The sequence below is a fragment of the Lentilactobacillus sp. TOM.63 genome, assembly GCF_030361045.1.
In the GTDB taxonomy this organism is placed as follows: domain Bacteria; phylum Bacillota; class Bacilli; order Lactobacillales; family Lactobacillaceae; genus Lentilactobacillus; species Lentilactobacillus dabitei.
Window position 1 is genome coordinate 1 of record NZ_JAUCAP010000021.1, and the last position, 13,071, is coordinate 13,071.

At 43.5% G+C, this 13,071-nt stretch carries 11 protein-coding genes and 1 tRNA gene; 9 read left to right on the forward strand and 3 right to left on the reverse strand.

Translation table 11 applies throughout. The features are described 5' to 3' along the window. The first annotated feature begins 133 nt into the window (after positions 1 to 133). The 6 genes from QUF07_RS05780 (at position 134) to whiA (ending at position 8,802) form a co-directional block, all read left to right on the forward strand. Positions 134 to 784, forward strand: a complete 651-nt coding sequence (locus QUF07_RS05780) for a YfbR-like 5'-deoxynucleotidase (RefSeq protein WP_217163969.1) — start codon at positions 134 to 136, stop codon at positions 782 to 784. Positions 785 to 906: 122 nt separating this feature from the next. Next, a complete protein-coding gene (uvrB, locus tag QUF07_RS05785) occupies positions 907 to 2,910 on the forward strand; it encodes an excinuclease ABC subunit UvrB (protein ID WP_217163971.1) in 2,004 nt (667 codons plus the stop codon). Positions 2,911 to 2,931: 21 nt separating this feature from the next. Further along, complete coding sequence (gene uvrA / locus QUF07_RS05790) at positions 2,932 to 5,814, forward strand: excinuclease ABC subunit UvrA (RefSeq protein WP_430681877.1); 2,883 nt, start codon at positions 2,932 to 2,934, stop codon at positions 5,812 to 5,814. A gap of 127 nt (positions 5,815 to 5,941) precedes the next feature. After that, a complete protein-coding gene (rapZ, locus tag QUF07_RS05795; RefSeq protein WP_217163994.1) occupies positions 5,942 to 6,826 on the forward strand; it encodes an RNase adapter RapZ in 885 nt (294 codons plus the stop codon). Then, positions 6,826 to 7,845, forward strand: coding sequence for a gluconeogenesis morphogenetic factor MgfK (gene mgfK / locus QUF07_RS05800; RefSeq protein ID WP_217163975.1), 1,020 nt, complete (start codon positions 6,826 to 6,828; stop codon positions 7,843 to 7,845). The genes rapZ and mgfK overlap by 1 nt, the downstream gene beginning before the upstream one ends. Before the next feature lie 9 nt (positions 7,846 to 7,854). Further along, positions 7,855 to 8,802 (forward strand): DNA-binding protein WhiA, encoded by a 948-nt coding sequence (gene whiA / locus QUF07_RS05805; protein WP_289426977.1) that lies wholly within the window; start codon positions 7,855 to 7,857, stop codon positions 8,800 to 8,802. 167 nt (positions 8,803 to 8,969) lie between these two features. Here whiA and QUF07_RS05810 read toward each other — a convergent pair whose 3' ends face one another. Together QUF07_RS05810 and clpP are read right to left on the reverse strand one after the other, a co-directional pair. Next, the gene (locus QUF07_RS05810) at positions 8,970 to 10,037 is read right to left on the reverse strand and encodes a zinc-dependent alcohol dehydrogenase family protein (protein WP_289426978.1); all 1,068 of its coding nucleotides are present in this window, start codon (positions 10,035 to 10,037) and stop codon (positions 8,970 to 8,972) included. 223 nt (positions 10,038 to 10,260) lie between these two features. After that, positions 10,261 to 10,854, reverse strand: a complete 594-nt coding sequence (clpP, locus tag QUF07_RS05815) for an ATP-dependent Clp endopeptidase proteolytic subunit ClpP (protein WP_008855307.1) — start codon at positions 10,852 to 10,854, stop codon at positions 10,261 to 10,263. Between the two features lie 211 nt (positions 10,855 to 11,065). On the opposite strand from clpP, the gene QUF07_RS05820 reads away from it, so the two are divergent. The 3 genes from QUF07_RS05820 (at position 11,066) to QUF07_RS05830 (ending at position 12,823) form a co-directional block, all read left to right on the forward strand. Beyond that, complete coding sequence (locus tag QUF07_RS05820) at positions 11,066 to 11,977, forward strand: VOC family protein (protein ID WP_217341949.1); 912 nt, start codon at positions 11,066 to 11,068, stop codon at positions 11,975 to 11,977. A gap of 28 nt (positions 11,978 to 12,005) precedes the next feature. After that, entirely contained in the window at positions 12,006 to 12,449 is a 444-nt protein-coding gene (locus QUF07_RS05825) for a GNAT family N-acetyltransferase (RefSeq protein WP_217163983.1), read from the forward strand. A gap of 113 nt (positions 12,450 to 12,562) precedes the next feature. Then, positions 12,563 to 12,823: a hypothetical protein gene (locus QUF07_RS05830; RefSeq protein ID WP_217341947.1), complete on the forward strand. Its 261-nt coding sequence runs from the start codon at positions 12,563 to 12,565 to the stop codon at positions 12,821 to 12,823. Between the two features lie 86 nt (positions 12,824 to 12,909). On the opposite strand, the gene QUF07_RS05835 is transcribed toward QUF07_RS05830, so the two are convergent. Further along, positions 12,910 to 12,981, reverse strand: a tRNA-Arg gene (locus QUF07_RS05835). Positions 12,982 to 13,071 lie beyond the last annotated feature (90 nt).

A 13,071-nucleotide genomic window follows, 5' to 3' on the forward strand; every position in this document is an offset into this window, starting at 1 on the left:
GTTTCTTTTGAAATCTTAGTCATAAAAAATACCTCCAAAGCTAAAGTTTTTACTTTAACTTTGGGGGTATAGGTCAGGATTGCTTCCAGCCTCTTTGATATATCCAGAGAAATTATTAAGGGAGTTGTTGAAGATGGGGATGCATCAATATTTGGAGAGCTTGGCAGAATTGGAATTGATTAATCGAGCGCCGGGATATTTTAAATTTGAGCAACATTCAGTTGCCGCCCACTCATTCAAAGTAACCGAAATCGCCCAATTTTTGGGTGACGTTGAAGAAAATGCCGGTAAAAAAATTGATTGGCGCCTACTGTACGAAAAAGCACTGAACCATGATTATACCGAACGGTTCATTGGTGACATCAAAACCCCTGTTAAGTATGCAACTCCCGTTCTTCGAAGTATGTTGGCCGATGTTGATGATAAGCTGACTGAAAATTTCATTGAGAATGAAATCCCAACCGAGTTCCAAGATGCTTATCGCCGACGGTTATCCGAAGGCAAGGATGCCAGTATTGAAGGAAAAATTTTGGCGGTTGCTGATAAAGTTGACCTGTTATACGAATCATTTGGAGAAATTCAAAAAGGCAATCCGGAAGAGGTTTATCCGGAAATGTACAAAGAAAGTCTCTCAACGATGCTGAAATATCGCGACATGGCTTGTGTTCATTATGTCATTAAAGAGATTATTCCGGAGATGTTGGCGGAGAACTTTACCACTCAAGATAAGCTACGTAATTTAACACGAAAGGTTTTAAAAAAGGAGCACGTTTCCAGTAATTAATCGTTGGCGAAAGTATGTTCGTATGGTAAAATAGCGTTGATAGTGGGGCTAAGTAAGCATGGTTTTGCTTGTAGCCCCTTTAGTTTTGTCATTCTGATGATTAAGTCAGGGGGAATTTAAGATTGATTGAAAGAGAAAATGACCGCAAGTTTGATTTGGTGTCCAAATATCGGCCAACAGGTGACCAACCGGATGCCATCAAGAAATTGGTGAGTGGCATCAATGAAGGAAAAAAAGCTCAAATCTTAAAAGGGGCTACCGGTACTGGTAAAACATTTACAATTTCTAACGTCATTTCGCAAGTGAACAAGCCAACCTTGGTGTTATCCCATAACAAGACATTAGCTGGTCAATTATACGGTGAATTCAAGGAATTCTTCCCCAATAACGCGGTTGAATACTTTGTCAGTTATTATGATTATTATCAGCCTGAAGCCTACGTGCCATCCAGTGACACGTACATTGAAAAGGATTCAGCGATTAATGATGAAATCGACCAGTTGCGGCATTCAGCTACCAGTTCTTTGTTGGAACGAAACGATGTCATTGTGGTTGCATCAGTGTCATCAATCTTTGGATTAGGTGATCCAACTGAATATCGAAATCACGTTGTGTCACTTCGAGTTGGGCAAACAATTGAACGGGATCATTTTTTGCGTCAGTTGGTTGACATTCAATACGATCGGAATGATATTGATTTCCAGCGGGGCCGGTTTCGGGTTCACGGAGACGTGGTCGAAGTCTTCCCAGCTTCATGGGATGAGCATGCTTTTCGAATTGAGTTCTTCGGCGATGAGATTGATCGGATTCGCGAAGTTGACACCTTAACAGGTGAAGTCATTGGTGATCGAGAGCACATCGCAATTTTCCCGGCCACTCATTTCTTGACCAGCGATGATGTGATGAAGTTAGCCTTACCTGAAATTCAAGATGAAATGGACAAGCAAGTTGCTAAATTTGAAAAAGAGGGTAAGCTGCTTGAAGCCCAACGGTTGAAGCAACGGACCACTTATGATATCGAAATGATGCGAGAAATGGGCTACACCAGTGGGATTGAGAACTATTCTCGGTTCATGGATCGCAGAAAGCCTGGCCAGCCACCATTTACTTTGCTGGACTTTTTCCCTGATGACTTCTTATTAGTTGTCGATGAGTCTCACCAAACGATGCCGCAAATTCGTGGGATGTATAATGGTGACCAAGCTCGTAAGAAACAACTGGTTGACTATGGCTTTCGGTTGCCAAGTGCACTGGATAACCGGCCATTGACACTGGCGGAATTTGAGAAGCATGTTCATCAAGTGGTTTATATGTCAGCGACCCCCGGACCATACGAAATGGATCAGACTGATGATGTGGTCACCCAAATTATTCGGCCAACCGGCTTACTGGATCCAACAATCGATGTTCGACCGATTATGGGGCAAATGGACGACCTGGTCGGCGAAATTAATAAGCGGGTTGATAAGCATGAACGGGTCTTTGTCACCACTTTGACGAAAAAAATGGCGGAAGATTTAACCGATTATCTCAAGGATCTTGGCATTCGGGTTAAATATTTGCATTCGGATATTAAAACGCTGGAACGGACCCAAATTATCCGTGATTTGCGATTGGGTAAATTTGACGTGTTAGTTGGGATTAACTTGTTGCGGGAAGGTATCGATGTGCCTGAGGTTTCGTTGGTGGCCATTTTGGATGCTGACAAAGAAGGCTTCTTACGTAATGAACGATCCCTCATTCAAACGATCGGCCGAGCTTCTCGAAACGAGCATGGAGCTGTGATTATGTATGCGGACACTGTGACGGATTCGATGAAGGCTGCCATTGACGAAACTGCCCATCGCCGAGCGGTCCAAATTGCCTATAATAAAAATCACGGCATTACGCCTACCACAATCAAAAAGCCGATTCGAAATCTTATTTCAATTACCAAAAATACGGATGATTCTGGTGAGAAAGATGACTTCGTGGAAAGTGATTTCGAGCAAATGGATAAAAAAGACCAAAAGAATATGCTCGCTCGATTGACTGAAGAAATGCGAGATGCTGCCAAACAGCTTGACTTTGAACAAGCGGCAACCTTGCGTGATACAATCATTGAGTTAAAGGGTGAAATGAGCTAAAGGAGTAAATGCGTATTGGGAATGGATAAAATTGTAATTCGTGGGGCTCGGGCCCATAACCTGAAGAACATCAACGTGACAATTCCAAAGGATAAATTGGTCGTTATGACGGGGCTTTCTGGATCGGGAAAGAGTTCTTTGGCATTTGATACACTTTATGCAGAAGGCCAACGTCGCTATGTTGAAAGTTTGTCATCATATGCCCGCCAATTCCTTGGCCAGATGGACAAACCGGATGTGGATTCTATCGATGGTTTAAGCCCGGCAATTTCAATTGATCAAAAAACAACTTCAAAAAATCCCCGTTCAACTGTTGGAACGGTTACTGAAATTAATGATTATTTCCGTCTGCTTTGGGCTCGGGTTGGCGTGCCGATCTGTCCTAATGACGGCTCAGTAATTTCCAGCCAATCTGTTGACCAAATGATTGATCAGATTATGAAATTACCCGAAAGGACAAAATTGCAGATTCTTTCGCCAATTGTCCGGGGTAAAAAGGGCCAGCACAAGAAAATCTTTGAAAAAGTGAAACGTGAGGGCTTTGTTCGAGTTCAAGTAGACGGGGAAACCTATGATGTTGATGAAGTACCCGAACTTGAAAAAAATAAGGCTCATGATATTAATATCGTGGTTGATCGAATTATTGTAAAAGATGGGATTAATAATCGCCTGTCAGATTCATTGGAAGCTTCACTCAGATTAAGTGGTGGCTATGCGGTTGCCGATTTTATGGGCGAGCGGGATCCAATGCTGTTTTCTGAACATTATGCTTGTCCAATTTGTGGCTTTACAGTTGGTGAATTGGAACCAAGATTATTTTCATTCAACTCACCAATCGGTGCCTGTCCCGATTGTGATGGCCTGGGAATGAAATTGGAAGTTGACGAGGACCTGGTTGTCCCTGATAAAGACAAAACGTTAAACGAGGGTGCCTTGGCTCCTTGGAATCCTGCAGGATCTAAATGGTATCCCAATATGTTGGCTCAAGCATGTGAGGCCCAGGGAATCGATATGGACACGCCATTTAAGAAATTATCGAAAAAAGATCGTGATTTCGTGCTTTACGGTTCAAAAACCAAGACATTCCATTTTGTACTTCAAAGTGATTTTGGTGGTATTCGAGATGTTGACGGTCCTTTTGAAGGCGTCATTAATAACGTTAACCGCCGTTATCACAATACCAGCAGTGATTTTACCCGGAATAATCTCAATCAATACATGACCGAGCTGACTTGTCAGACTTGTCACGGTTACCGACTCAACCGGAAAGCCTTGGCAGTGAAGGTTGGCAAACGCAACATTGCCGAGATTTCTGCGTTGGATGTTTCAGCTGAATTAACCTTTTTCAGAGCCTTGTCGTTTGGCCCTCAGGATACAATGATTGCTAAACCAATTATCAAGGAGATTACGGACCGGCTCACTTTCCTCAGAAACGTTGGCTTAGATTACCTAACGCTGTCTCGTTCAGCTCGAACTCTTTCTGGTGGCGAAGCGCAACGAATTCGTTTGGCAACTCAAATCGGTTCCAACTTAACTGGCGTGCTCTACATTTTGGATGAGCCCTCAATCGGGTTGCATCAACGTGATAATGACCGTTTGATTGCGTCATTGAAGAAGATGCGTGATCTTGGCAACACACTAATTGTTGTTGAGCATGATGAAGATACAATGCGGGCGGCCGATTACATTGTGGATATTGGTCCTGGTGCCGGCCAAAGTGGTGGTCAAGTCATGGCAGTTGGAACCCCTGAGGATATTGAAAAAGCGCCAAAATCGATTACCGGTCAGTATTTAGCTGGAAAACGATTTATTCCGGTGCCGTTAAAGCGCCGAAAGGGCAATGGTAAGAAGATCAGGGTCACCGGTGCTGCTGAAAACAACCTCAAGAACCTCACTGTCGATTTTCCGCTCGGAAAGCTGGTTGTGGTGACTGGCGTTTCAGGCTCTGGTAAATCGACCTTGGTTAATGATGTTTTGAAACGGGCATTAGCCCAAAAGATTAATCATAATTCTGAAAAACCCGGGAAGTACAAATCAATTTCAGGCTACAAGAATATTGAAAAAATCGTTGATATTGATCAAACACCGATTGGCCGAACTCCAAGAAGTAACCCAGCCACTTATACTGGCGTATTTGATGATATCCGGGGCCTATTTGCCAACACCAATGACGCCAAGTTACGCGGGTTTAAAAAGGGCCGCTTCAGTTTCAACGTGAAGGGCGGTCGTTGTGAAACCTGTCATGGCGATGGAATCTTAAAAATTGAGATGAACTTTCTTCCTGACGTTTACGTGCCTTGCGAGGTTTGTCACGGGAAACGGTATAACGCCGAAACCCTGGAAGTTCAGTATAAAGGTAAGAATATCGCAGATGTGCTTAATATGACAGTTGATGAAGCGGTCGACTTCTTTAGCGCGATTCCGAAGATCAGCCGGAAATTACAAACAATTAAGGACGTTGGCCTGGGATACGTTTCATTGGGTCAATCTGCCACAACGCTTTCGGGTGGAGAAGCTCAACGCATGAAGTTAGCCTCTGAGCTCCATAAAAAAGCCAATGGTAAGAACTTCTATATTCTTGATGAGCCGACAACTGGTCTGCATTCAGAAGATATCCGTAAATTATTGGGAGTTCTTCAGAAGTTAGTCGACCAGGGGAACACGGTTTTGATCATTGAGCATAATCTTGATGTTGTCAAAAGCGCTGATTACTTAATTGATTTAGGACCAGAAGGCGGTGATGGTGGTGGTCAGATTGTTGCCACCGGAACACCTGAAAAGGTCGCTGAAGTTAAGGAGAGCTACACGGGTCAATACCTTAAACCGGTTTTAGAGCGGGATAAGAAGTTGACCAAGGCGACAATATTAAAAACCAAGACTAAAGTAACGACCAAGTCAAAATAACCTGATATTTAGCAGTCTTTCCGGATGATCGGAGAGGCTGCTTTTCTACATAAACTGACTTTTCTCTTAAAATGATACGCCCGGTATGTTATACTCTAATAAGTTTGTTACGCGAAAGGAAAAGACAATGGCCGTTAACAATCAATTTGTGATTATCACAGGGATGAGCGGTGCCGGGAAGACCGTGGCAATGCAAAGCTTTGAAGATTTAGGATATTTTTGCGTTGATAACATGCCCCCGACACTCTTACCCAAATTCAAAGAACTTATTCGACTGGAACGAGACATTAATAAAATTGCGCTAGTCATGGACCTGCGTTCTCAGGTTTTTTATGATGAAATTATTGACATGTTTCGGGATTTAAAACGCAACGATGACAATAACGTTGATATTATTTTCTTGGATGCGTCAGATACTAAGCTGGTTTCTCGTTACAAGGAAACTCGTCGGGCCCACCCACTGGCTCGCAATGGGCGAGTAATTGATGGTATTCAGAAAGAGCGGGAATTACTTGCTAACGTCAAGAACGCTGCGGATTTAGTGGTAGATACCACCAATATGGCGCCCCGCCGTCTTCGTGAAGAAGTTTTCCATAACTTTGAATCAATTGACGCTACTCATACATTCCATGTCGAAGTGATGTCGTTTGGCTTCAAATATGGGCTGCCACTGGATGCTGACATCGTCATGGATGTCCGTTTTCTACCCAACCCGTATTATCAAGCCAGCATGCGCTTTAAGACCGGTCTTGATAAACCCGTTGAGGAATATGTCATGAGCTCGACTGGGGCCCAAGAATTTTACGCCAAGCTATTAGATATGATGAAATTCACTTTGCCGGCTTATGCCAAGGAGGGCAAGGCCAGCTTAACAATTGCAATTGGCTGTACTGGTGGCCAACACCGCTCAGTTGCTATCGCAGAAAAGCTGGGTAACGCGCTTAAGAAAGATTATCCAGTTAATATTACGCATCGAGACATTGATCGTCACAAGACTAAGGGGGGTAACTGATGATAGATGCATTGCACAGTCACCAACCCAAAATTGTTGTGATTGGTGGAGGAACTGGCTTACCAGTCATCCTCAAAAATTTGAAAAATCGGCAGGTTGATATTACCGCTGTCGTGACGGTTGCCGATGATGGTGGGTCATCTGGTATTCTGAGAAACTACATTAACGTCGTGCCGCCTGGAGACATTCGCAACGTCATGGTGGCCTTATCCGATTTACCAAAATTGGAGTTGGATTTGTTCCAATACCGGTTTAACAGTACCGATAAATTCTTCGCCGGTCATGCGATTGGAAACTTAATTATTGCCGCATTGTCCGAAATGAAGGGCGGCATTTTCGATTCTGTCCAAATTCTCAGCAAGATCATGCAAGTGGATGGCCACATTTATCCGGCAGCCAATGAACCCTTGGAATTAAACGCTGAGTTTAGTGATGGCACTCATTTGAGTGGTGAATCCGAGATCACCAATGCAGGTAAGCTCATCAAACGCGTGTGGGTCGAAGCTAATGATGATTCTCACAAGCCTGAGGCCGTCCACCAAGTGATTGATGCAATTATGGAGGCTGATCAGATCGTATTGGGACCTGGAAGCTTGTTCACCAGTATTTTGCCGAACCTCATGATTGAAAATGTAGGGGAAGCGTTGCGCCGGACAAAGGCTGATATCGTCTACATTTGTAATATCATGACTCAAAAAGGGGAAACTGAGAACTTTACTGAAGCGGATCACGTGCGAGTCTTGAACCGCCATTTGGGCACGAACTTTATTAACACCGTTTTGGTTAATATCAAAGAGGTGCCATCCGAATACATTGATCACAAGAAGTGGAATGAGGTTTCTCAACCGGTTAAGCATGATTTTGAAGGCTTAAGAGCAATGGGTTGTCGCGTGATCTCCGCTGACTTTTTGGAGTTGAAGGATCGCGGAGCCTTTCATAATGGTCAGGAAGTGGCTGATGAATTAATTAATTTAATTGGCCGGTCCCTAGACGACCATAAGGATAGTCAACGAAAGTGAGGGTTGCCAATGTCGTATGCAAGTGAAGTCAAGAAAGAATTAACCTCCTTAACTGTCCACCGGGATAATGCCAAAGCTGAGTTAATGGCCTTGATTCGAATCAATGGTTCCCTGACAATTTCCAATCATCATTTTGTCTTGAATGTTTCGTCAGAAAATCCGGCAATTGCGAGACGGATGTACAAACTTCTATCGAAATTTTACGGAATCACCGGTGAATTAAGTGTTCGCCGGCAAATGAAATTGAAGAAGAATAATCTGTATATATTGCGGGTTGAAAACAAGGCCAACCTCTTATTAGATGATCTGGGTATTTTTGATGGCGTTCAGATCGTTGAACGGGTGCCGAATAAAATGCTGACGGAGGACGCCCAGATACGTTCGTACCTCCGCGGCGCATTTTTAGCCAGTGGCTCAGTGAATAATCCGGAAACTTCCCGTTATCACTTGGAAATCTATTCATTGTACGAAAATCATAACGAAATGATTGCTGAAATGATGAATCAATATCATTTGAAGGCTCGAACCACCAAGCGGCGGAGTGGCTATATCACCTATTTGAAGGAAGCCGAAAAGATTGCCGACTTTTTGCAGTTGATTGGGGCTACAAGTTCGATGTTGAAATTTGAGGACATTCGAATTGTTCGCGATATGCGCAATTCCGTTAACCGGTTGGTAAATTGCGAAAACGCCAATTTGGATAAGGTGGCTAACGCAGCCAGTAAGCAGATCGAGAACATTAAGTTCATTGATGAAGCAATTGGTTTGAATAAATTGCCGCCTAAATTGGGACAAATTGCTCGCGCTCGCCTCAAACATCCAGAGGTTAGTTTAAAGGAACTCGGTGAGCTATTAGAAGGTGGGCCAATCTCCAAGTCTGGTGTCAATCACCGGCTGCGTAAGATTAATGAGTACGCTGGTAAATTGGGACAGGATGTGGATGAAACCATTGCGTGAGCTAAAAAATGCGCCTTTTAGTCTGAGAATGTTTTAAAGTATTAGGCATGGTGACTGGTAGCTAATAGCCGCTATCGGGCTTCTTGTATCTCAAAATGGTTGCTAATCAAAAAAGATCTAATCAGTAAGGTTATCATACCTGATTAGATCCTTTTTGATATTATTGATTATCCTTGGCTAACTCTCAACACACAAGCACCCTTAATATCCCCGTGAGACAAGTACCTTAATGCTTCATCAGCTTTAGCAAGCGGATATTCCGTGATCTCTGGATGAATGTTTAACCGATCTGCCAGGGTCAAGAATTCTTCGCCGTCACGACGGGTATTGCTTTCAACACTTGTCAGATTTTTCTCATGGAAAATATGAGCGGGATAGGAGAGCTGGGGGATGTCTGTTGAGTGAATGCCCGCCATTGCCAGCGTGCCACCTGGTTTCAGCGCTTCCAGAGCCTTTGGAACGATGTCGCCAACTGGCGTGTAGTTGATGGCTGAATCCAGCTTCACTGGTGGTAAGTCATAAGCACCTCGTGCGGAAGCGGCACCCAATTGAAGGGCAAATTTGCGGGCATCCTTGCCGCGAGTTAGAACATGAACTTCAATCCCTTGTTTCATTGCAACTTGCGCTGTTAGGTGAGCGGAACCACCAAAACCATAGAGGCCTAAACGCCCACCGGCAGGAACGTTTGCCCGCTCAAATGCCCGGTAACCGATAATGCCGGCACAAAGGAGTGGAGCAGCGGTCGCTGAGTTGAACCTTTCGGGAATCCGATAAGCGAAGCCTTCTGGAACTGTGACATATTCTGCGTAACCGCCGTCATGATCCCAGCCGGTATACAAGGAATTTGGGCAGAGGTTCTCGCGACCTGAACGACAGTATTCACAAACACCGCAGGTCCAGCATAACCAAGGAATGCCAATTCGATCACCAAGGTTAAAACGGCTGGTTTCGGGACCAAATTTAACCACGCGGCCGACAATCTCATGTCCGGGCGTCAGGTGTTCTTTATGAACTGGTAAGTCGCCCTCGGTCACGTGTAAATCGGTGTGACAAACGCCACACGTAATTACTTTGACTAGCACTTCTCCACGCTGTGGGGTTGGCACTGGTTTAGTGGTGAAGCGAAGTGGCGAGCTGTCCGAATTGATTGAACCCGGCTTGATAATTTCCCAAGCTTTCATTTCACTGGGGATGGTTTCCGAGGTATCCGGTGTGATTGTTTCTTGTGTTTTCATAAATTAATGACCTCGATTCAATAATTGTTTCAGAAAGAACGCATACCGATTTCATTGAATATAACAAACAAGTTAATGATTGAACTAACTTTCACATTCATTTTAGTCTGTTCTACGGTGATTAGCAATTGAACAGGATATAGAAAAAAGACCGCCACAAGCTTTGGACTTGTTGACGGTCTTCCTTAAATCACTCTTCATTGACGATCGGTCAATTAGTGAATTATTGTTTTTCAGAACTGTTGGTCATGATGCCATCCAACAAGCCATAATCAACAGCTTCTTGAGCGGTTAAGTAGTTATCCCGTTCAGTATCCTTGTTGATCTTCTCGATTGGTTGACCGGAATTCTCAGCTAAGAGATTATTAATCATCTTACGAGCCTTGAGAATTTCTTCAGCAGCAATTTCGATTTCAGTTTGTTGACCTTGAGCACCACCGGATGGTTGGTGAATTAGGACTTGAGCATGTGGCAAAGCAAATCGCTTGCCCTTGGCACCGGAAGATGCAAGAACAGAAGCCATTGAAGCAGCCATACCCATTACGATTGTCTGAACATCGGCTTTCACGAAGTTCATGGTATCGTAAATTGCCATGCCTGAGGTGATCACACCACCTGGTGAGTTGATGTAAAGGTAAATATCTTTTTCAGAGTCTTGAGCATCCAAGAATAACAATTGAGCAATAATCGCGTTCGCCATGTCATCTTCGATTGGGCCTGATAACATGATGATGCGGTCTTTTAACAGACGTGAATAAATGTCATAAGCTCTTTCGCCATTAGCGGATTGCTCAATAACAGTTGGCACTAAATTCATTGAGAATGCCTCCTTGATAGGTTTTATGAAAGATGGCCTGCGCCAAGTTCATGATAATAGTTTAGTGTATTGGTCAAAAAAGGTCAAATGTTTTGATCAATTTAATCTGATAAATGTTTTGTAATCCTGATAGCGGTCAGGTGTTATCCTGATGAAACCGAATTCAATGGTGCTATACTTTTGTCAAAGGATTAAGCGAGGAGGCTTCAAAATGAAAACGCACCATATCTCACTCTTAACGAAAGATGCCGATCAAAACGTCCATTTTTACACGAAAGTATTGGGGATGCGACTCATTAAGAATACGGTTAACCAGGAGAACATCAAGATTCGCCACTTGTTCTATGGTGATTACCTTGGCACGCCGGGGACAGTCGTCACGTTCTTTGTGCTTCCGCTGTTGGGTCGACGAACGGATGCCAAACACTTTTTTAATAGTATCAAATTAGCAATTCCAACTGGCAGCTTGGCGTTTTGGCAGCAGCGGCTTGATCGGTTAGGATATCAAACGACTGAAATTGATAATGGGCTTAAATTACTTGACCCAGATGGGGTTGAACTGAAATTAATTTTGACATCAGAGCGGTTAACTGACATGCGAATTATTCCAAACAGTGAGGTTCCAGCAGAAGACCAAATCACCAGATTACTGGGAACAGCGCTTCACCTACCGGATCCACAGGCTACCGCAGCGTTTTTCCACGAGTGGTTAGGCTTACCGATAGAATCAGATTCCGTGAAGCTGGAAGATGGTCAAACAATTGATCTTCTAAAGTCCCAACGACCAGACGATCGGACGCGGTTTGGTAGGGGGAGCATCGACCATTTTGCCTTGGCTGCACCTACATTGGCAAAATTGAACAATTATTGGGAACGTGCCCAGCAGCTTCATCTCAACACAGAAGAATACGCAGATCGCGGTTGGTTTAAGAGTATCTATGTTCGAGATCCTGGCGATAACCGGATTGAAATTGCGACAACTTCGCCTGGATTTTCACTGGATGAACCATTGTTGACGTTAGGACATGGCTTGGGATTGCCACCACAATTTGAAAGCCGGCGTCGGGAAATTCTGGCTTACTATGAAAAACAGGGCGTTGATTTCCACGATGTTGACGACTGAGAATCTTTTATAGGAAAGCGAGCATAGCATGAAAATACAAGAGGTAACTGAAGTCAGTCCTGAACTGATCAAAAGCTTATTGGCGGTTTGGGAGAGTTCCGTCAAGGCGACGCACTTATTTTTAACGGATGACGAAATTCAAACGATTAAGACGGACATTCCAGAAGCAATTAGTAATGTTCAACACCTCATATTGATGACTAATGAAAGTAATCGCCCCATTGGTTTTATGGGACTTAATGCGCAAATGCTTGAAATGCTGTTTGTATCGGATGAGTACAGGGGCAAAGGATTAGGCAAGCAATTATTAGAGTATGGCATTAAAAAGTATTCAGTCAATAAACTGGGTGTAAACGAACAAAACCCACTTGCCAAGGGATTTTACAGGCATATGGGCTTTAAAGTATACAAACGGACCGAATTAGACGAACAGGGTAATCATTTTCCAATCCTCTATATGGAAAAGCGATGATTTTCGTGATGTAGATAATTAGACTATCATTGAAAACAATAGCTATACAACTTTTAGATCGGGACCAGCCACCCGATCTTTTTTTGGTCTGCCTCTTTTCCCTTGGAATGACGATGTATTTACTCAACTCGCTGATGCAGATGTTTTACCTGGCGGCTGTTGCTGAGCAGGGTTATCCTCAATCGATGGTTCTTGCATCCTCTTTGATTTCAATTTTTAATAATGTTGGTATTGCGGTTGGTTCTGCAGTCGGTGGTGGGGTCGCGACCCATTTGGGTTTAAACTGGCTTGAATTGAGTGGGGGGGCATATTCACCGTTGTTGCTTGATAGCATTGTTGCTGTTGAATCGGGTTCGCCGTCAAGCCGAAAATGAATGATCCCAAAACAAAAGCACCATTTTGGAGGTAGTTTCGACCTTCAAAATGGTGCTTTTGAGTTAAATTAAATGATAACCTCTAGTGCGCTCGGGGGGAATCGAACCCTCATTTCAAGAACCGGAATCTTACGTGCGATCCATTACACTACGAGCGCAACTTACTATAACAATATACTAGAAATTGAGTTACATTTCAAGAATTATAAAAAAATTCTTCGTGAAAACGTTTACTAAATTTGAATCCA

Bases quoted from the DNA above. Each gene is read 5' to 3' on its own strand.
- QUF07_RS05780 (WP_217163969.1), top strand. From the start codon at position 134: ATGGGGATGCATCAATATTTGGAGAGCTTGGCAGAATTGGAATTGATT.
- uvrA (WP_430681877.1), top strand. From the start codon at position 2,932: ATGGATAAAATTGTAATTCGTGGGGCTCGGGCCCATAACCTGAAGAAC.
- rapZ (WP_217163994.1), top strand. From the start codon at position 5,942: ATGGCCGTTAACAATCAATTTGTGATTATCACAGGGATGAGCGGTGCC.
- mgfK (WP_217163975.1), top strand. From the start codon at position 6,826: ATGATAGATGCATTGCACAGTCACCAACCCAAAATTGTTGTGATTGGT.
- whiA (WP_289426977.1), top strand. From the start codon at position 7,855: ATGTCGTATGCAAGTGAAGTCAAGAAAGAATTAACCTCCTTAACTGTC.
- QUF07_RS05810 (WP_289426978.1), bottom strand. From the start codon at position 10,037: ATGAAAACACAAGAAACAATCACACCGGATACCTCGGAAACCATCCCC.
- clpP (WP_008855307.1), bottom strand. From the start codon at position 10,854: ATGAATTTAGTGCCAACTGTTATTGAGCAATCCGCTAATGGCGAAAGA.
- QUF07_RS05820 (WP_217341949.1), top strand. From the start codon at position 11,066: ATGAAAACGCACCATATCTCACTCTTAACGAAAGATGCCGATCAAAAC.
- QUF07_RS05825 (WP_217163983.1), top strand. From the start codon at position 12,006: ATGAAAATACAAGAGGTAACTGAAGTCAGTCCTGAACTGATCAAAAGC.
- QUF07_RS05830 (WP_217341947.1), top strand. From the start codon at position 12,563: ATGTATTTACTCAACTCGCTGATGCAGATGTTTTACCTGGCGGCTGTT.